The sequence below is a fragment of the Nostoc sp. FACHB-152 genome, assembly GCF_014697475.1.
GTDB lineage: Bacteria > Cyanobacteriota > Cyanobacteriia > Cyanobacteriales > Nostocaceae > Nostoc_B.
In genome coordinates, this window is record NZ_JACJRV010000008.1 from 38874 (window position 1) to 59215 (window position 20342).

General features: G+C 40.1%; 18 protein-coding genes. 7 read left to right on the forward strand and 11 right to left on the reverse strand.

The genetic code is table 11. The annotated features are described in order from the left end of the window. Window positions 1–7 precede the first annotated feature (7 nt). The 3 genes from H6G76_RS09545 to ebsA form a co-directional block, all read right to left on the reverse strand. Window positions 8–511 (reverse strand): DNA recombination-mediator protein A, encoded by a 504-nt coding sequence (locus H6G76_RS09545; protein WP_190698944.1) that lies wholly within the window; start codon window positions 509–511, stop codon window positions 8–10. A gap of 284 nt (window positions 512–795) precedes the next feature. Further along, window positions 796–1890 carry a DRTGG domain-containing protein gene (locus tag H6G76_RS09550; RefSeq protein WP_190698947.1) on the reverse strand — a complete coding sequence of 365 codons (1095 nt, stop codon included), beginning with the start codon at window positions 1888–1890 and terminating at the stop codon, window positions 796–798. Between the two features lie 328 nt (window positions 1891–2218). Beyond that, window positions 2219–2593: a type IV pilus biogenesis protein EbsA gene (gene ebsA / locus H6G76_RS09555; protein ID WP_190698950.1), complete on the reverse strand. Its 375-nt coding sequence runs from the start codon at window positions 2591–2593 to the stop codon at window positions 2219–2221. A 723-nt stretch (window positions 2594–3316) separates the two neighbouring features. Here ebsA and H6G76_RS09560 point away from each other — a divergent pair. Continuing rightward, a complete protein-coding gene (locus H6G76_RS09560) occupies window positions 3317–4723 on the forward strand; it encodes a glycosyltransferase family 2 protein (RefSeq protein ID WP_190698952.1) in 1407 nt (468 codons plus the stop codon). Window positions 4724–4832: 109 nt separating this feature from the next. Further along, window positions 4833–5570, forward strand: coding sequence for a class I SAM-dependent methyltransferase (locus H6G76_RS09565; RefSeq protein ID WP_190698955.1), 738 nt, complete (start codon window positions 4833–4835; stop codon window positions 5568–5570). A gap of 33 nt (window positions 5571–5603) precedes the next feature. Here the strand turns inward: H6G76_RS09565 and H6G76_RS09570 are convergent, their stop codons facing one another. Continuing rightward, window positions 5604–7520 (reverse strand): DNA polymerase III subunit gamma/tau, encoded by a 1917-nt coding sequence (locus H6G76_RS09570; protein WP_190698957.1) that lies wholly within the window; start codon window positions 7518–7520, stop codon window positions 5604–5606. 195 nt (window positions 7521–7715) lie between these two features. Between H6G76_RS09570 and H6G76_RS09575 the strand changes: the two genes are divergently transcribed. Together H6G76_RS09575 and H6G76_RS09580 are read left to right on the forward strand one after the other, a co-directional pair. Next, a complete protein-coding gene (locus H6G76_RS09575; protein WP_242056359.1) occupies window positions 7716–8414 on the forward strand; it encodes a hypothetical protein in 699 nt (232 codons plus the stop codon). A gap of 211 nt (window positions 8415–8625) precedes the next feature. After that, window positions 8626–12585, forward strand: a complete 3960-nt coding sequence (locus H6G76_RS09580; RefSeq protein WP_190698959.1) for a CHAT domain-containing protein — start codon at window positions 8626–8628, stop codon at window positions 12583–12585. Between the two features lie 360 nt (window positions 12586–12945). On the opposite strand, the gene H6G76_RS09585 is transcribed toward H6G76_RS09580, so the two are convergent. The 3 genes from H6G76_RS09585 to H6G76_RS09595 form a co-directional block, all read right to left on the reverse strand. Beyond that, entirely contained in the window at window positions 12946–13122 is a 177-nt protein-coding gene (locus tag H6G76_RS09585; protein WP_190698962.1) for a hypothetical protein, read from the reverse strand. A 677-nt stretch (window positions 13123–13799) separates the two neighbouring features. Next, on the reverse strand, window positions 13800–14135 hold the full coding sequence (locus H6G76_RS09590) for a hypothetical protein (RefSeq protein WP_190698963.1): 336 nt from the start codon (window positions 14133–14135) through the stop codon (window positions 13800–13802). Window positions 14136–14336: 201 nt separating this feature from the next. Further along, window positions 14337–14738, reverse strand: coding sequence for a fasciclin domain-containing protein (locus H6G76_RS09595; protein ID WP_190698966.1), 402 nt, complete (start codon window positions 14736–14738; stop codon window positions 14337–14339). Between the two features lie 196 nt (window positions 14739–14934). Between H6G76_RS09595 and H6G76_RS09600 the strand changes: the two genes are divergently transcribed. After that, entirely contained in the window at window positions 14935–15873 is a 939-nt protein-coding gene (locus H6G76_RS09600; RefSeq protein WP_190699253.1) for a putative 2-dehydropantoate 2-reductase, read from the forward strand. A gap of 163 nt (window positions 15874–16036) precedes the next feature. Here the strand turns inward: H6G76_RS09600 and H6G76_RS09605 are convergent, their stop codons facing one another. Then, the gene (locus tag H6G76_RS09605) at window positions 16037–16441 is read right to left on the reverse strand and encodes a hypothetical protein (protein ID WP_190698969.1); all 405 of its coding nucleotides are present in this window, start codon (window positions 16439–16441) and stop codon (window positions 16037–16039) included. 347 nt (window positions 16442–16788) lie between these two features. Here H6G76_RS09605 and H6G76_RS09610 point away from each other — a divergent pair, with 347 nt between their 5' ends. Then, on the forward strand, window positions 16789–16929 hold the full coding sequence (locus H6G76_RS09610; protein WP_190699281.1) for a hypothetical protein: 141 nt from the start codon (window positions 16789–16791) through the stop codon (window positions 16927–16929). A 205-nt stretch (window positions 16930–17134) separates the two neighbouring features. Here H6G76_RS09610 and H6G76_RS36550 read toward each other — a convergent pair whose 3' ends face one another. The 3 genes from H6G76_RS36550 to H6G76_RS09620 all read right to left on the reverse strand — a co-directional run bounded on the left by H6G76_RS36550 (window position 17135) and on the right by H6G76_RS09620 (window position 18513). After that, entirely contained in the window at window positions 17135–17347 is a 213-nt protein-coding gene (locus H6G76_RS36550; RefSeq protein WP_199337311.1) for a DUF1830 domain-containing protein, read from the reverse strand. Between the two features lie 24 nt (window positions 17348–17371). Next, window positions 17372–17668, reverse strand: coding sequence for a hypothetical protein (locus H6G76_RS36555; RefSeq protein ID WP_199337312.1), 297 nt, complete (start codon window positions 17666–17668; stop codon window positions 17372–17374). A 152-nt stretch (window positions 17669–17820) separates the two neighbouring features. After that, window positions 17821–18513, reverse strand: a complete 693-nt coding sequence (locus H6G76_RS09620; RefSeq protein ID WP_190698971.1) for a response regulator transcription factor — start codon at window positions 18511–18513, stop codon at window positions 17821–17823. Between the two features lie 274 nt (window positions 18514–18787). On the opposite strand from H6G76_RS09620, the gene H6G76_RS09625 reads away from it, so the two are divergent. Then, window positions 18788–20179 carry an ATP-binding protein gene (locus H6G76_RS09625; protein ID WP_242056360.1) on the forward strand — a complete coding sequence of 464 codons (1392 nt, stop codon included), beginning with the start codon at window positions 18788–18790 and terminating at the stop codon, window positions 20177–20179. The last annotated feature ends 163 nt before the right edge of the window (window positions 20180–20342 follow it).

Here is a 20342-nt window from a genome sequence, read left to right on the forward strand (position 1 = left end):
CTGTTGACTAATCAAAGTAGAACAATGTTACTACTTTTCTTTGTTCTTCTGCATCTCCGCAAGTTTGTAGCAGAGTACGACTGTCATGAAATGCAAAGCAAATTAACTGCTGACAACGAGAGACTATCTCTTTGTTACAGATGTAACTAGCTTCAGCCAGAGACAGATTATCATTGCTGGGATTTTCTACCAGATGCATAACCTGTTCTAGCTGCTGGCGAGATTCTATAGGTTGGCGTTCCAAGCTTTGGGGAAGAATCACTGTCAGCAAATTGGGATCGGCGCGCATTGCTCCCTTAATGGCAGCAGAGTTAGTACCGATTGCACCAGAGGTGATAATCCGATTTCCTGATAAAACCAAGGCATAGGTCATCATTTCAATCAGGCTTTGATGCGTAATTGGGACATGACGTGAACCCAACAAAGCAATTCGCTTAGAACCAGTTTGCTGGATTGTCGCCAGTTCTTGCGCTAATGTATCGAGGTTGATAAGGTCTGTTGACTGGCTCAAAGATGGAATTAATTATAATTAAACGACCCAGCTATTCTACCAAACAGAGTGTAGGTGCGAAGCCACATTGAGTCAGACATTATTATAATTTCTGAAAATATGCTGTTATTTACAGTAAATATGCAAATATGCCACTTATTAATGGGCAACGGAACGGCAGAAAATAACTAAATAATAATTAGCTGCCATTCAGAAATGGCAGCTAATTATCTGTACCCTGATTAGCAACAAAATCTTTTAACGGATGACTGAGCATTGATGCTCTCAATTGTTGAGTTATGAAGCTAAGGTAAGGCCGCCGCAGGAGTTAAGCCCAGTTTAGATAGTAAACGCTCAATGTCGAAATGCTCAGTGGTCAATTGTCGAATACACTGTACTTTAATCGGTTCGTGGACGCGTACTTGGCCAAAAGTGCGGTCAACAATTTCTACGGTCGTTAGGGTATCTAAATCCACAGATAAAATGGGAATTTCTAACTCTTCAGCGCGACTGAGTATGAATTGGGGGGGTGGTAGTTGCCCTGTGAGGATGAGGCATTGGGTAGATGTTTCTAAAGCTGCTTGTTGAATTTCTACACGATCGCCTCCTGTAACTACTGCCATGTTACGCCGTTTGCGGAAATATTTGACAGCCGCATTGACGTTCATTGCACCAATTGCCAAACTTTCTACCATTAAATCTAAGCGATCGCTACGACAGAGAACTTCGGCGTTTAACTGCTTTACCAGTTCACCCACGCTGACGCTACGCAGCAAATCATTTTTCGGCAGCATTCCCAGTACGGCAATACCTTCCTGTTCTAAAAATGGGCGTACAATATTTGCTACCATTTCTAGTTCTTTTACAGGAATGTCATTGAGGACAACACCAACCAAGCGATCGCCTACACGCTCTTTAGCTGCTAATAAAGCATCTATCGACAGTAGCGAGTTATAGCGAGTTACTAACAACACAGCCGCATCCAATACTTCCGCTACTTGCAACGCCGACAAATCAAACAGATTTCCTGCTGTTAAATTGCCTGGCCCCTCCAGTAAGACTAAATCTCCGCGAGGAACTTGCAAATATTGTTGTACTAGCGACTGCCGATAATTAGTATTATCTTCGCCGCTTAAACGTTTCTGCACACTGACTTCATCTAAAGCCAGCATAGTAGGCGCAATGCGGTTTGCTGCTAGGTTAAGGCTAGAAGCAATAAACTGGACATCTTCTTCAACTATGGTGCCACCAGATGCTCTTAGGCAAGTTCCCAGTGGTTTACCGTAGGCAATATCCAGTCCTTTTTGCTGTAGCTGATAAGACAAACCCAAAACTGTTAGAGATTTTCCACTGTTAGTTTCGGTTGATCCAATCAGCAAATGTTTAGCAGATTTTGGCACACATGCACTCCTAATTTCAAAAGGAAGTAGAACCCAGCTAGGTGTTTTCTAATTTTAGTTTGTTCCAGCAGAAGACTTACGCTCTTAGTGAGCATAGTTTTTTAGAATTAACATTTTTTTTGTTAACAAATCAGCTTCTATTTACAGTATTTTTTCGATAAAATTACTAACTGCTAGTATTTAATTTAATGATTTAACTGTTTTCAGCTTGATGCTAAATTTATGAACTATGTCATTCTGAAATACTGAAATAATGGCTCTCTGGGGTAGGTTATAAGTAAATAAATTTTCCTTGCTATCCTACACCCTAGAATTTTAGCCAATTAATTTATTCATCTATACGGAGCAATTTTCGGTAAAAAGATTGTGAAAAGTCTGTTACACGATAACGCTTATAGTTGTCCATTAATTCAATTAAAAAAACAATAAACTCAAAACTGGCCATCATCACTTCATAATTTAGTTCAGAATTACCATCAAACTGTACTCGGCAACGCGTTAAGTCTGAAGGTAAGGTGGCAACATTCCAAGAAGCGACAAACGGAATATTTTCACTAGCTTCTATTTTACGGTGTCCCTCTAATATGCCTTTTTGATAGAGACTAATGGCATAGGGCAAGAAATTACGCTTTGTACCTTGAACATACGGCAAGTAAACGCTAGCTTGCTGCTGAGTTGCAGGTTGAAGTTGCTCAATAGACATTGTTGAATATTCCTCAAGTTGGTTGAAACTGGGGATATTAGTAGTTGTCAATAGTATTCCCAAAAAAAATTTGTAGTACACACTACAGACTGGCAAGGCAAAGAAATGACTGTAAGGGTGTGTGAGCAATACGGTTCGGTTAAAGGGGAAAGGCGAAGGGGGAAAGGGAAAAAAACCTTTAACCCTTACCCTTTAACCTTTTCCCAAAACCAGATTACAAGTTAAAAATGCTTATCCGAACCGTATTGGGTGTGAGGAAAGTTAAATTTTCGTTTTTCCCTACACCCTCTTGACTAACAAGAGTAAAAATTGTTTAGAAAATCTTAATTAAATGTAAAAAAATAATAAGTATTTCTTTACTGTTTGTCTTTTTAGTTTTGACATTGTGATAGTGAAACTAAAGTTACTACTAAGAAATATTAAAATTTCAGTTACAATAAGGCTGCATTAGCTTTTATCACAGCTGAGGCAGTAGCGACCAAAAAGCCTAGTATTAGGTAGTAAATGCGCTTACTGCAATGTCTAACAACAAAAAGCTGTGCCTATCTTGCGATTACTTTGCTTAATCTCAAGTTGCCCTCAAAAGGCAGCAACAGGTAGGTAAATTGCTACCATTCGCTGATGCGGTAGTTCAATACAGACAGCACGGTTTAGGTTTGACGTTAAGTAATTCTCAGCTTATTTATGGGTGTAGAAAAATACTGGTATTGCATCAAGTAACCTATGCCAGCGAACTCCTGGCCTGAAAACGATTCATACAAAGAGCTTGACCCGCTTGACTCTCTGTTGGTTGACCTATCAGCTACAGAAGATTCTTTGGTAGGGACAAATCGTTTGTCTCAACCATCCCGGTTTCAAGGACGTAGACGTAAAGCCGCTCTAGTTTTGTCAATAGTTTGGAGTGGCACAATCGCTCTACACTTAGCCTCTTGGGCTTACATTTTTGTTTTAGGATTGACCACAATCTTAGGACTTCATGCCTTAGTGGTGATATTTGCTAGACCTCGCCACTATCAAAAAGAAATTCAGGGCGAATTACCCTCTGTCTCTTTGTTGGTAGCTGCCAAAAATGAGGAAGCAGTAATTGGTAAATTAGTCAAAAGTCTTTGCAGTCTGGAATATCCAGATGGGCAGTACGAAGTTTGGATAATTGACGATAACAGTACCGATAAAACACCGCAAATACTGGCAGAACTAGCAAAAGAATACAAGAAACTCAAAGTTCTTAGACGTTCTCCACAAGCTGGTGGTGGTAAATCGGGAGCATTAAATCAGGTTTTGCCACAAGCCAAAGGCGAAATTGTCGCAGTGTTTGATGCTGATGCTCAAGTGCCATCAGACTTGCTACTCCAAATAGTACCTTTGTTTCAAAGAGAAAAAGTTGGCGCAGTACAAGTACGCAAAGCGATCGCCAACGCCAAAGAAAATTTTTGGACTAAGGGACAGATGGCAGAAATGGCTCTGGACACTTGGTTTCAGCAACAGCGCATTGCTTTGGGTGGACTTGGCGAATTGCGTGGTAATGGTCAATTCGTCCGGCGTACAGCTTTAGAAAGTTGTGGTGGATGGAATGAAGAAACCATCACCGATGACCTAGATCTGACCTTCCGCCTGCATTTGGACAACTGGGACATTGAGTGCGTATTCTACCCAGCAGTTCAAGAAGAAGGCGTAACCAATGCGATCGCGCTTTGGCATCAGCGCAACCGTTGGGCTGAAGGTGGTTATCAACGCTACTTAGATTACTGGGATCTGATTTTAAGAAATCGCATGGGTACCCGCAAAACCTGGGATATGCTCATGTTTATGATCACCATGTACATCTTGCCAACAGCTGCCGTCCCAGATTTATTAATGGCAGTTACTAGGCATCGCCTGCCACTTTTAGGCCCGGTTACTACCCTATCAGTATCTATGTCTGTTGTGGGGATGTTTGCCGGACTGCGGCGGATACGTCAAGAGCAAAAATTCACAGTTTATACCTATCCAGTGTTATTACTACAAACTCTGCGCGGCACATTATATATGTTGCACTGGTTAGTAGTGATGAGTAGCACAACTGCTCGGATGTCTATCAGACCAAAACGCCTGAAATGGGTAAAAACTGTACATTCTGGCAGTAAAGAATAGTAAGGCGAAAATTAAAATGCAAAGGGCAAAGGAATCTATTTCTTTTGCCCTTTTGCTTCTGGATGAGAAAAAAGTAAAGTTACAAAATAACAGAAATTAATACATTCATATGGAGAAGACAGGCCCAAACTTCTTTGATGATGAGGCAGTTTTTGCAAACTATATGCAACGTCGTCAAGGTGTAGACACGCCCAATGACACGCTAGAAAAGCCAGTGCTGATAAATCTCATTCAACCCATCACTGACAAACGTATCCTGGATCTTGGGTGCGGTGATGCGGCCATTGGGCGCGAAGTTCTCCAGCAGGGAGCGGCAAGTTACATTGGGATTGAAGCTTCACAGAAGATGGCTAGCGTTGCGCGTCAAACCCTGGCAAACACTTCTGGTCAAATTATTTTGCAGACTATTGAAAATTGGACGTACCCACATCTAGCGTTTGATTTAGTTATCTCACGACTGGCTTTGCATTATGTCTCTGATATCGCCGCAATTTTTACCAAAGTTTTTGATGCGATCGCCCCGTCAGGACAGTTTGTTTTTTCAGTTGAGCATCCTGTAATTACCTCGTTTGACGGTGGCTGGACGGCTGGTACATCCCGCCAAGATTGGATTGTCGATAACTATTTCAAAACTGGACTGCGAGTTACAAATTGGCTTGGTGGCACAGTGCAAAAATATCACCGCACGGTTGAAGACTATTTTCATCTCCTCCAGGAAGTTGGATTTATCATTACGGATCTGCGTGAGGCACATCCGCAACGCGAGTATTTCCAAGATGTGGAAACTTATGAACGAAGAAAGCGCATTCCGCTATTTTTGATTCTCGCAGCACGCAAACCTGGTTAGCCAAAGCAGCTATCATACCTGTTTACACTGCTATTAATCATCGACTTCAACTTCTTCTACCCAGTCAGAAGCAGTGATAGAACCAGATAAATCTGAGCTATCGTCAGCAAAACGGATGATTTGCCCATCAAAAAATTGTGCCAACTGTTGCGCGGCTCTGGTTACTTCGTCCCACTCTTCGGAAGAATTTTGAGTCGGTTGTGGCGGTGGTTCTATCCTGACAGTGCCATTATTATTTGCGGGAGCTTCGGTTTTTACTGGTGCTGGTGTAATTGTTGGTTGCGGTACAGGTGAGGGTGTAACTGGCTGCGGTGTTGATGGCTTTTGGGCATTGTAATTAGCAGAAGGTGGTTGCTGAACACGATTAGCACCATTGGCTGATGGTTCTTTTTTAGCAGTAGAAGTTGCAACAGTCGCTTTTTCAAGACTAACTTCGACACTATGATTCACAGTCTGCTGAAAAGCTGCTGCAATCATAGTTACGTCAGATTTAACTTTGTCGTACCATGCAGGTTTCACACCGACACGCGCAGTAGCACCATCAAACTCAATTAGATGGCACATTTGCCCTAATAATGCTCGACGGGGAATTTGTTGAATATTGCTTAATACTTGCTGCCAAATATCATTAACTTCTAATTCTCCAGTTGCAGCTGGTGTCACTTCTGCGGGGACTGGTGCAGGAGTGGCTGATTGCTTCTCCTCACGGGGGGTAGGTATAGGCGGAGGTGAAACAGATTGCGGAGGAACAGGTGCAGGAGCTGTTTTTTCTGTTGGTAACTGTGGCGGCGGTGATGTGTGATTGTTGTTTTGCGGTACAGGCTGATGAGGTGAAACAACTGCGGTTGGTGGTGCAATACTCGCGCTTGGTAACAATCCTAACAATGTTACTTCTAACCACAAACGTGGTTGGGTGGTGTTTTTCAGTTGTAATTCTGCTGTTCTGAGGTGCTGCTGTCCTGCCAAAATTGTACTTATGGGCAACTTTTGCGCTAAATCAACTAAGGCTATCCAAGTTTGACTGGTACAAACTACTAAATCTTGGCGATTAGGTGCTGTTTTGGCAATGAGTAAGTCGCGGTAGAGGTTGGCGAGATTTTGCAAAATTGTCAGTGGTTCCCGGCCTCGCTCAAGAATGTAGCGGCTACAGTCTAAAACTGCTTCTGGATGATCTTGAACGATCGCACTCAATAATGCTAACAAGTCCCGTTCACTAACTGAACCGACTAAATCCCAAACTCTATCGGGCGTTACTTCCCCCGACAACAAGGCTAATTGGTCAAGTAAACTTTCTGCATCCCGCAATCCGCCTTGGGCAATTTGGCCTACTAAAGTAATCGCTTCATCAGAAATATCAATGCTTTCTTTCATGGCGATCGCAGTTAAATGCTTGACCATCGCCTCTAGTTGAATGCGTCTAAAATCAAACCTTTGACAGCGAGAAATAATTGTTGGTAATACTCGCTGCGGGTCTGTGGTTGCTAAAACAAAAACTACGTGTCTCGGTGGTTCTTCTAGTGTTTTAAGTAACGCATTGAATGCCTGATTACTGAGCATATGACATTCATCGACCACATACACTTTATACCGACACTGCACTGGGGCAAACTGGGCTTTTTCTATCAGTTCGCGGATATTATCAACACCAGTATTACTGGCAGCATCAATTTCAATTACGTCTAGAGAGTAGCCTTTAGTGATTCCCTGACAAACATCGCACAAGCCGCAAGGTTCAGGAGTTGGCTTGTCACTTTTGAGACAATTAAGCGATTTAGCTAAAATTCTGGCACTAGATGTTTTACCCGTACCTCTTGGCCCGGTAAACAAATAAGCAGGCGCAATTTTAGCTGTACGGATAGCATTTGTTAGGGTGGTAGCGATCGCCTCTTGCCCCACCAGTTCAGCAAAACTCTTTGGGCGATACTTGTGGTGTAGGGGTTCGTAAGGCATGGAGGGAAATTAATTTTACACAAGCGCCCAATTTGGCGTTCAAATATTGTAAACGAATGGCGGAAATCTGTTTTTTATTTTAGTACATTTATACTATAAAATCTCAGTCAGAAAAGTTAAGATTTCATACTTCACACTTCACACTTCAGCCTTGAGTTAGAGCGATCGCTACAATCTTAAAGTACACAATACTTTATGGTGGGAGAAATGCTCAAGCGGTTCGTTCAATGGCTCAAAAAGCTCTTCCAAAGCTTATTTGGCAGAAAACCAACTTCAAAAAAAGCAACAATTAGCGTCGAAACAGAACCAGCACCACCTCTGGGCGATACAGATTTAGAATTTTTATTCACAGAACTCCTAGAAGGCGTAAATCAGGCGCGAGGGCAAGCTTGGGCGATTAAGTGGCTACAAAACATTGAACACCGTGTGCCAAAAGAACGTTGGCTAGAGTGGTTACGGCGTTTTGGCGATCGCTTGTTAGCAGCAGCCACACCCAATAATGAACTAGCATCGCGGTTAGTACAATTGGGTGATTTAGGTGTGGGTGAAATCGGAGATCTGGCTTACCAAATTGGAATGCAGTTGTTAACACGTAATTCTGCTGAACCTGTATGGGAGTATGACGGGCCTGATGCTGTTAACACTTTCGCCGCACCAGAAAGCTACCCACAAGCAGGCGAAGCAGAAATAGCAGGAAACGCTGCTGCCGAAGGCGATTACCAAACCGTCACCTTAGAGCAATTGTTTGGCATGATGCAGGAAGACCATGATTTACGCCAGCAGATTGCCCAGCAGCTGGCAATTGAGTCAGATGATCCAGAAGTTATTATTAAGGAATTGATTAATCAATACTACACTCCTAATGAGTCAAATTCAGATGAAGCTCAAGCTTGACTAAATTAAAAGTAACAAGTACAACAGCAAAAGATTTTTCTTTTAACTGTTAGCTTCCAGTTCAGCATGAAAACTGACAAAGTTTTGTATATTTTTGATAAACATCTACCCGGAAAACCTGCTAGTAGCAGTAGGTTTCACCTAAATATTTATCTTTTTGACACAACGATAGCTACAATCTAGGATAAACAAAACCTCAGAGTATGTGCAGATGCTCACGCAGCTATGGCAGTGGCTTAAAACACATTCAAATCAACCAGTTAGTAAGCATACACAACCTCTAAGAGAACAGAAGGTGGGGGAACCACCTCCTGAATTAACTAATGGGGATTTAGAACTTCTGTATACCCAACTGCTAGAAGGTGTGCATCAAGGACGAGGGCAACAGTGGGCAATTAAGTATCTACAACGCATGGAAGACCGCATTAGTACTAAGCGTTGGATAGATTGGCTACTGGAATTCGGCGAAAAATTGCTCATCTCTCCTGTTCCCAACCAGCAGTTAGCCATGCAGATGGTTGAACTTGGTGAACTCAATATCGGCAAAGTTGGAGAACTTTCCTATGACATTGGTATCCGAATAATGACGCGGAATACCGACGAATGGAATGAAGAAGTTGAGGAGCCAGCTACTGCAACTACTGCTGATAGTGAAGAAATTCTGCCTAATTCTCCTGGACAAAATCTACTCCGCAACTTAGGCGAAACACTCTGGGAGTATGAGGAAGAAACATCTCAACAAGTCGCAGACACAACATCTCTGGAAGTTTCTACTGAAAATGTAGAAGAACTAGTTTGGGAGTATACAGGGGAACAATTTGTTCCATCATCAGAGGAAACAGCGTGGAATTACTCACAGGAAGAATCTGCTCGACCGCAGGAAAATTCAATAGATCCAGCATCACTGTGGGAAGATCCAGAAGAAGATGCTGCTACTTCAGATCAAGAAACTGACGCATCTGCTTGGGAGTATCCAGAAGAATTTACCACTACCTCATCCCAGCAAGCGACAACGGAAGTTACTCCAGAATCATTGTGGGAATATCCAGAACCAGAATTCACCACCATATCACCACAGGAAACTCCAACGGAAATAGCGCAATCTCGTTCGATAGATACAGAAGAGACATTTACCACGTCCGCAGCAGTGGCGTTTCTTCCTCCATCGGAAGAAGATGTGATTGGTGATTTAACCCAATTGTTATTGGAATATCCAGAATATACCAGAATCGTTAGATCGGCACCCAGCTCAACGAACTTATCCCCAGGGAACTCTTGGGATCAATCTTTAGCAAATTTAGCTCCAAATGTCGCCTACACCCTAGATGAACTGTTTGTCAGGTTGGAGCAAAGCGCCCATTTAGTGCAGCAGTTAGCAGTGAATCTGACAACCCAACACAGCCAATCTCCGGCTACCAAAACTAATCCGGCAAATACCCCTATCCAAGCACAAGCCTGGTTTTATCAAGGTCTGCAACAAGCCAAAAGTGGAGATTTAATAGGGGCGATCGCATCTTATGACCGCGCTATCGAATTGCAACCACAGTCTCATGAATATTGGTTTAATCGAGGTTTGACGCTTTTCCACTTAGAACGTTTTGCTGAAGCTGTGGCTGCGTATGATACAGCTATCGACCTGAAACAAGACCACTATAAAGCTTGGTACAACCGGGGCGGAACTCTGGGGGAATTAGGACTGTTTGAAGAAGCGATCGCATCTTTTAATCGGGCGATAGAAATCCAGCCAAATTACGCAGAAGCTTGGGCTAGCAAGGCTTTAGCACTGCTGAAATTAGGTCAAATTTGGGAAGCGATCGCTTCTTATGACCGCGCCTTAGAATTAGAACCCCAAGACCCGGAAACATGGTATTACCGAGGCATTGCTTTAGCTGTCACCGAACATTATGAAGATGCGATCGCATCCTACAACCAAGCTTTGGAACTGCAACCAGACTATTACGAAGTCTGGATTGACCGGGGTGTAGTGCTGTTTAATTTACAACAGTGGTCAGAAGCGATCGCTTCTTGGGACAAAGCCCTTTCTAGTCAACCAGATTTTTATTTAGCTTGGTATAACCGAGGTGTCGCGCTGGATAACTTAGGCAAGCGCGAAGAAGCGATCGCATCCTATAAAAAAGCCATAGCGATTAAACCAGACTTTCATCTAGCTTGGTACAACCAAGCAGTAGCACTATTTTATTTAGCAAGATACAGCGAGGCGATCGTTTCTTATGACAACGCCTTAAACATCAAACTCGACTATTGGGAAGCTTGGATTGGACGGGGTGCAGCCGTTGGTCATGTAACTAGTATTGATACGCCGGCACATTTGTTAAATAACATGGCTGCCAACAGTCTCGGCTTACAGCAAGGCGGTTATGCAGGCAAAATCGCCAGCTACGAACAAGGGTTAAAGCATATCCGCCCAGACACTCACCCCGAAGGTTGGGGCAGATTACATTTTGCCATTGGTAATACTTACTACGAGCAAGGTAAAAAACAACCTACATCCCGCCACAATTGGCGTAAGGCAGTAGTTGCGTTTAATCAAGCACTATTAACTCTTAGCTGGCAAGGTTTTCCCTTGTTGCATTTAGAAATACTGCAATCTTTAATCAAAACTCTGTTGAGTTTAGGACAAACTACACAAGCACAGGAATTACAACAACGGGCTGCGAACTTCTTGCAACAACTTCTGAATGATTCGACTCGCACCGATGAGAATAAAAAACAGTTGGCGTTGAAATTTGCCCCAATTGGGCAATTGGCAGTTGACTTTTTTGTCGAGTCTGGTGATTTGGTAGAAGCTTGGGAACTGGCAGAACAGGGAAAAAATACTTGTTTACAGTGGTTGCTGTTTGGCTGGCAGGATGAAATATATTCACCCAACTATCGCACAGTTCAACAGCTACTTAATCCCACAACTGCCATTATTTACTGGCATATTAGTCCCGCCGCCTTGCATACCTTCATTATTAAAGATGAAGCACCATCGCCGATTTTATTGTTCATACCCGTACAAGAACAAGGTCACATATCTTTCGAGGGAACTACCACGCCTCTACAAGAATTGCCGTTACCCGAAGCAGCAAGAAGGCTGATTGCTTTTGAGAACTGGCTGGAAGATTGGAGCCAAGGATATCACGATTATTATGATAAAGCCCACGACCCACAAACTAAAAGCAATCATCCCTGGCGATCGCAGATGCAACAAAGGCTAGTTGATTTGCAAAAAATCTTGGAAATCTCCAGCATTACCCAGGAACTTGAGGGGATAACAAATCTGATTTTGATTCCGCACCGGGATATGCACAGATTACCTTTGCATATGCTGTTTAATCTTGCTGATTCTGAGGCAGAAATAGCAAGTCCCGAATCAAAATTTACTATTACTTATTTGCCTAGCATCCAAACAGGTTTAAACTTACCACCTAAAAGTATTGGGCAACTCTCAGAGCAAAAATTAATCAGCGTAGAGTCACCTACAAGTGCAGATTACATCGCGCCAAAATTTGCCAAGTTAGAATCACAAGTTATCAGTCAAATGTTTGCTCTACCTCAACGTATCCAAGAGGAAGCAGCTACTAAAAATATTGTCGAAAATGCCTTAGCTGATGATTACAACATTTTCCATTTTACGGGTCAAGTTATAAACAATTTGATTGAACCTACAAAGTCAGAATTAGCATTAGCAGGTAAAGATAAGCTCACACTAGATGAAATATATCAAAAAAATCTTATTAGTTACAACTTAGCCATTCTTTCAGCGTGCAGATTTACTGGTTTTAGTAACCAAAATATTACTACCGAATATGTTTCTTTAGTCAACGGTTTTCTCTGTGCAGCAACACCGCGCGTAGTTAGTACCCTTTGGAATGTAGAATCATCTGCTAGTGCTTTATTAATCATTGAGTTTTATCGCCGACTCCAAGCTAATAAATCACCAGCGACTGCATTAACAGAAGCAACCACATGGTTACAAGAAGTCACAGCCAGAGAATTAACTAAATGGTATGAAGACTTAATCAAATCTCTGCATCCTAATGAATTAAGAATTAGAACTTATTTAGCAACACATTTATATAGACTGAGCAAAATAGTTCCAGATAAACAGCCTTATAATCATCCTTATTATTGGGCAGCGTTTACTTTGACGGGTATAGGTAATTAATAAATCAAAACTTTTATTTTATTTAACATGAATTCGATGGAACCTAACCCCACCCTATTGCGATGAGGGTGGAGTAGTTCATTGATTACTAACTAAAAGTGACAACTTTCCATCCATTAACGTGAGTTCGATGAACCTCTCCCCAACCCCTCTGTCTTGAAAAGTTTTGCGCCGGGAAACCCGGACGCGCAACGCCAGTTGCTTTATGCCGGGGAACCCGTCCAACGCACTGGCTCAACTTTTCGCTCCGACGCGGAGAGGGGCTAAAACATTGTGATATTTCAACGAAAGATAAGGGTTTCAAAGCCTCTCCCCCACAGGGGGAGAGGTTTGGAGAGGGGTTTTTTAGCTCAGTCGAACTCACGTTCCATTATTACCAGGCCCACCGGAATTAGCACCATTTCCAGCCTTGTCACCCGCAAATCCATTGCCTTCTCTAATATTTTTGATTAATCCAGGTCTGTCAAGAGCAAATTTGATACCTGCTTTTTCTGTAAGTCCTGGAGGCCCAGCAACAGTTACTCCTCCTGAAATCATAGATGCTTCATCATCTTAAATTTCAGTCACACAATCTCTAAACAAATCTTGTAAATCCATAAAACTTCCTTTTTTTGAGCCAGTAGTAGTTTGTGTTTTGGCTTGAGATGATATCTCTTATAAATGAGAGAACATTTAGCCATGAAAAAAAGTATTTGAACACTGAAAAGTAAGTGTTGCACATATTTATTCGCCTCAAAATTTTACGATTAATATCTACATAAAATGATATTTTAATTATCGAAATAACTTATATTAATAAGCTACTTTTGCTCTATATTCTCATTATATTTTTTATCGAATACATGATAAAATTCCGCATTTAAATAACAATAATTAGTGTATATATTTATGCATTAAATCGTTAAAAAATACGGATTTAATCTTAATATAGTTCGGTTAATTTTTAAATTATTAAAGTTAAGTGCATTAAAAAAGAAGGCTAAAACTTTATTTTAGCCTTCTTTATAAAGGTAGCTGTAATTAGAAGGATTAAATTAACCGTCTGGAATCCACTCTTGTAATAGTTAATTTCTAGTCCACACAGTTATCGACTATTTAATAATTTATTTATCAAAGTAGACAAGTCAATAAAAATCACAGAAGAACATAGTTATACTACCTATGTTCTTCTGTGCTTCAACTTATTAAAGCTTAGTATTCAATTTAATGCAATTTCAAATTTTATTTGCAAGACTAGGGCTATTCATGAAGTGTTTGTGGACGAAAATTGCTGTAAAATTAGTGACTAAAGAAGTGATAGCTAGAGACAATAGAATATAAGTAGGAGCCAATACTACGCCTACAAGAAACCAAGTATAGACGTGCAGTATCATTACCACAGCCAAAATACTAGCAATTCCAACAACTGACTGCAATTGATATGTAGGGCGACGTAATACAGTCAGAATAATTGTTAGCAGCGTGGCAATTAAAATTGCTGGTACGAGAAAGGCACAAATACCAATACAGTTAACGCGGGAAAATTCAGCTAAGAAATTGAAATCTATCATTAACTTATTTCGATAATATCAACATCTTAAAATTAATTAATTAAGTACATTTTTATGTATACTCACTAACAATAACTTAGTTTAGAGTAAATACTCCGCTAATGTTACATAAATTAAATTAGGTCAAATTAAATAAATATTGCAAATAGTTAATATTAAAAAATAAAATAATCAAGGTGGGTGGTTCCCACCTAAAGAGGATTAACCTGGCAAAATCACTGTATCAATAACGTGAATTATCCCGTTATCGGCTTCTATATCTGCTGCTAAGACTGTAGCGTTTTTGACTTCAAAACCATCAGAACAATCTATTTTAATGGTTGAACCTTCGACCGATGTAACTGTACCGAGTTGTGCTAAATCAGCCTTTGAGAGCTTTCCTGACACAACATGAAATTTTAAAATTCTAGTTAATTGAGGTATATTTTGCACTAGAGTTTGAATAGTTCCTGGGGGTAACTTAGCAAAAGCATCATCGTTTGGTGCAAATACAGTAAATGGCCCAGGGCTTTTTAATGTTTCAACTAAACCAGCAACCTGTACCGCAGTTACAAGAGTTTTAAAAGAATCTGCACTTACTGCAATATCAACAATATCAGCCATATTTTTTAACCTATTTGCTGTTATAGATGTTAATTATATTAAAATAGGTTAATTTTTTGACACAAAAGTTTAAAGGTCATAAACAAAACCAATTTAGTTAAGATTCTATAGAAATTATTTATTCTGCACTTGCCTGTGTCTCCTAGTTTGAGGTGCAATGGAGGCATATGATAAAGATAATTGCTTTGTAGGAAAAATGCGCGATCGCAAGTACGCCATCATCGGAACTGGTGCATTAGGTGGGTTTTACGGTGCCAAACTGCAACAAGCTGGTTTGGATGTCCACTTTTTACTTAAGAGTGACTATGAACACGTCAGCAAATTTGGTTTAATCGTCGAGTCTAAAGATGGCGACTTCACCCTTCCGCAAGTAAACGCCTATAACAACGTCGAAAAAATGCCACAATGCGACGTGGCGATAGTTGCGCTTAAAACAACGCAAAATCATTTACTCCCGCAATTATTACCGCCTGTGGTTAAAGATGGCGGTGTAGTCTTAGTATTACAAAATGGGCTGGGTATAGAAGAGGAAGTTGCCCACATTGTTAGCAATGTCAATGTCATTGGGGGGTTGTGTTTTCTCTGTTCTAATAAAGTTGGACAAGGACATATCCACCACTTAGACTATGGACACATTACCTTGGGTGAATATGACCATAACTATAATGCTGCGGGAATTACCCACAGAATGCAGCAAATTGCTGATGACTTTCAAAATACTGGTATAGCAATTGAATTAGCAGAAGACTTATTATGGGCGCGGTGGAAAAAATTAGTCTGGAATATCCCCTACAATGGGCTGTCTGTAATTCTCAACGCCAGAACTGATGAATTAATGGCAGATGCCAATACTCGCCAACTAGTTGAACAATTGATGTATGAAGTAGTTGCAGGGGCAAAAAGTACTGGGCGCATAATTCCTGATGCCTTCATTGAAACAATGCTTGATTACACAGTCAAGATGAAGCCATATCGCACCAGTATGAAAATTGATTATGATGAACATCGCCCTTTAGAAGTAGAAGCTATTTTTGGCAACCCATTACGCAAAGCCCAAGCAGCAGGCGTAAATTTACTGCAAATTAGTTGTTTATATAATCAGTTAAAGTTTTTGGATACAAGAAATCAAAGTTAATGTTGTAGACAATGCAGACGTTAAAAGGCAACATTGAGCCTAATGAATCATCGATATTCCTGCTCAACATTGCCTTTTTATGATTAATTACACAAGATTGCAGGTGAATAAAGACTTTCATTCCTGTTCCCTGTCACCTGTTTCCTGTTCCCTACTCTAGGAATTAACGCAAGAAATTTCTTTGTAATGATGTAAGTTGTACATCAACTGCACTTATGTAAGTTTTATCTTGCAAAATTTGAGAGGGTAATTTATTAGCATTAACAGCAGCTTTGACTAAATCTTTAGCGTTAAGAGTGCCAATTTGATTTTCAAATATCAAAGTGCTACCACTAGGAATACCTTGTGCTTTTAAATTACCTTGATAAGCAAGGTAAACAAGATTAAATGGTTTAAGAGAATTGGCATTAGTGGTACTGCTGCCTATTACCTCAGAGTTAATTGCTGTATTTATTGCTGCTTCTGCGACAGGTTTACGGTTTGTATCTGTTTGAGCAGAAGCAATACCAGCAGAAAGAATTATAGAAGTGACTGTAAGAACAGAGGCGGTTAAAGCTGAGAGTTTCATAGGTTTGTTTTGAGTTAAAGTTAAAATTTAGCTGTAAACATTCAGTAGGTTCAGCATCTCTTTTCTTTTATCTCTAAACCTCCTGCACTTGGCTCACCCAATTGGTTGAATTGTTTATCACCCAAAAAGATGAGGTTCTATGAAAGCTACACAGCTATTATGCTTAATTCCTGAGATGAACTCATCAGCAAAATATTATTTCTACCCTTGTTAAACACCCGTTGTCAAGGGGTGTTTATGGGGTGTTCTTTCTATGCATTTCCATCAGAAAATGATATAAATTTTAAAAATATAGAAATTACAGTATAAATTAGAACAACAAATAATCATCAAATATGGACACTCAGATGCTTGCAAACCTATTCTCTGGGATGACATTTATGGATAATGATTTAATCGCTTTTTTTGCTGGTGTTGGCTTGCTTGTGCTTTATCTAATTTTCTCGGCTTTAACTGAAATGGGTACCAAACTACCTTGGAAAAAATAGCGTAACGCGCCTAGATAATTGGTGCGTTACGACTTTAGAGTAAGTACAGAAGTGAAGCTAGATGTAAACTCCTGGTATATTTCTCTTACCTACCACTGCCGCGATCGCAGTATATCAAATTCGCAAAAAATGTTGGCTTCATGGGCTGAAAATTAACAACTATAAGGTTCTGCACCCTGGATAAATGTTTCAATAACTCTCATCTTCACTCTAAGACTTGAAGATTGAGGCATGGAACTTTATTGGTAGCAACTTCACCTGTTATTACTTCTGACTCAATTTTTAGTTCAGCATCCGGAATAGCTTCAAATAAAAGTTGTTCTCCGGGAAACACTACTTGTTCAAATTGTTGAGAAAGGCTAGCAATTTGAATTTGATTAGTTGTGTTTTTATAGAAACAGAGAATTTGCTTAATCATTCGCTAAGTTCCAAATCACCAAATTTAAGATTGACTGGCTGAAGCAGTGAAATCGAAAATCGAGTTTGTGAGAGCCAGATGCTCTTTAATGCTCAGATTCCCACTTTGGTGGTATTCATTAATAAACTGGATCAGTACTAAACTTGCAGACTCCAGTCTTACCCTTTTTCTCGCTGCTTTGATAGCATCAATAGGACTTGGATAAATGTAATTATTGCTAATTCCTACTTGTGCATCTGGTATCCAACACTTAAATAGATAACCTTGCGAGGATGGTATTAGTTCAATTACCCATCCACGATATGAGTCCTTCCATGTCATTCACAATTATCCTCCTGGTTCAGTGATTGAACACTTGAGTCTTCCTGCTCTGCTTCTCAAATCTAAAGATATAACTTACTTATGCAATCACTGTGTAGAAGTTGTGTAGAATTTGTGCAGGTTGCTCAGTCTAACCTAATATTATCAAGCTATTATTGCAGCCGATATCCTAAACCATGCACTGTCTCAATAAAATTTTCCGAAGCACCTAAAGCTTTCAGCTTTTGTCGCAAACATTTAATGTGAGATCTGACAGTTTCTTCTACAGGAGAATCATCGATTGACCAAACTTGTTCAATAATGCTAGAACGGCTCAATACTCGTCTACCATTAGCAACTAATAACTCCAAAATTGCGAATTCTTTAGGAGTTAATGACAGTGGTAAACTATCATAAGTTACTTCATAAGTACTAGGATTTAAGTGAAGTTTTTCCCAAGACAAACTTACTGTAGTTGCAGAACTACCACGTCTGAGTAAAGCACGTACACGCGCCATTAACTCTTCTAAATCAAACGGCTTTGCGACATAATCATCTGCACCTGCATCTAACCCAGCAATTTTGTCAGCTACAGTATCACGGGCTGTTAACATTAGCACTGGTGCATGAGAATTTCGATGTGCAGGGTTATTTGTCCCAGTAGTGCGTAAGCGTTGACAAAACCTTATACCATCTAGTCTTGGCAGGGTGACATCCAACACTACTAAGTCATACTTCATAGACTCTGCTGAGTTCCAGGCTGCTTCGCCATCTTTGGCTATATCTACCACATACTGACGGCTGCTTAAAGCCTCGGTCAGTACCTCTGCCAGTTGAACATCATCTTCAACCACGAGAATACGCATAGTTTATCCTTAATTTCGCGGCAGGCAGGAAGACATCAGCCTAACTTTATCACGTATGAACTCTTCTGTGTAAGTCAAGAAGAAGGGTGTGGGGTGTGGGGTGTAGGGTGTAGGGGTTGGGAGTGGGGCTTGAACCCTTCTTGGTTTCGCTTCTGGGTGTACAAAAAATATAACTTTCTTTTTCCCTCCTTCTCACACTAAGCACCACTAACCCTGTTTTGGTTACTTTATTACTGTTCTCGCAAAACAGCAAAATATCACTAACTTGAAGCGTATGACACAAGAATCTATGAAAATGTTATTACCAGGAAGATGGATTCTTGGTGGCTTTGGCATAACTTTAATACTTATGGGACTAGTTACCTTCGCTTCACTTAAAAATACGGACGAAATTAGACAAGGTGCTAACCAAGTACAAAATACTTACCTAACTCTCAATACTCTCACTAACTTTTATGCATCCATGACGGCTGCGGAATCAGCACGACGAGGGTATATTTTTTTGGGTTATCAAGAAGATTTAGAACGTTACCAAAATGAAGTAAAAAATATGCAGTCTGAAATTCAATTGCTCCAAAAACAGCTGCATCCTAGCTTAACCCAAAAACAAAAATTTGCAAACTTAAACTTATTGGTTATTCAAAGATTAACTATTTTACAACAATCAATAGAGCTTTATCAAAAGGACAAAAGTGCAGTTCAAACGCAAACTAATATTACCGATCGCAGTATCAAACTGCGAGAACAAATCTTGCGAGCGACCGCAGATATTAAAGCTGAAGAAGAACATTATTTGAATAGTTCTCTAAAACAATCAGAAAACAGTATTTATTTAAGAATTAAAATAGAGTGTTTAGGAACAATTTTAAGTCTAATTGTAATTTTGAGTTTATGTTTTATTTTGGAACGTCAATGGATAAATCGGAAAAAAATTGAGTCTTTGGAATCATCTCTCGCGCAGGAAAAAAAATTGGGTGAACTGAAAGTTAATTTATTTTCGATGATTTCGCATGAATTTAGGACACCTTTAAGTGTAATTTTACTCTCATCCCAGCTATTAAAAGAAAAACTTGAAAAAATCGTAAACAAACTTGAATTAAAAAACCTTTATCGCATTCAGACCTCAGCTAAATTAATGAATCATCTTTTAACAGATATATTAACCATAACTAGAGCCGAATCTGGGAAATTAGATTATAAGCCTCAGTTAATTAATGTAGAAACATTCTGTCTAAACTTAGTAGAAGACTTACAGTTATTTGTCACTAACCCGCACCCCATAGAGTTTAGAAGTCAGGGCAATTGCTTTCGTGTTAGTTTAGATGAAAAATTACTGTATTCTATCCTGAGTAACTTACTTTTAAATGCCATTAAATATTCTAAAGCTAATTGTAAAATCTCCTTAATTTTAACTGCTGAAACAGAATTTACAATTTTTCAGGTAATAGATGAAGGTATAGGTATTCCTTTAGCAGAACAGCCAAAAATTTATGAGCCTTTCTATCGCGGCGAAAATGTTGAAAACGTCGCTGGTAGTGGTTTAGGATTAGCAGTTGTGAAAAAATGCGTAGAAAGGCATCAAGGAGAAATTTATGTAGACAGTGAGGTAGGAGTAGGTACAAAATTTACTGTCAAGATACCTCACCAGAATGTAGTAGTTGCTTAAAGTTAACGTGAGTTCGATGAACCTCTCCCCAACCCCTCTCCGACGCGGAGAGGGGCATAAATCTTCCTAGTTTTGAACGAAAAAACAAGTTTTGAAAGCCTCTCTCCTTGCAGGGGAGAGGTTTGGAGAGGGGTTTTTAGCATCCGTCGAACTCACGTTAAAG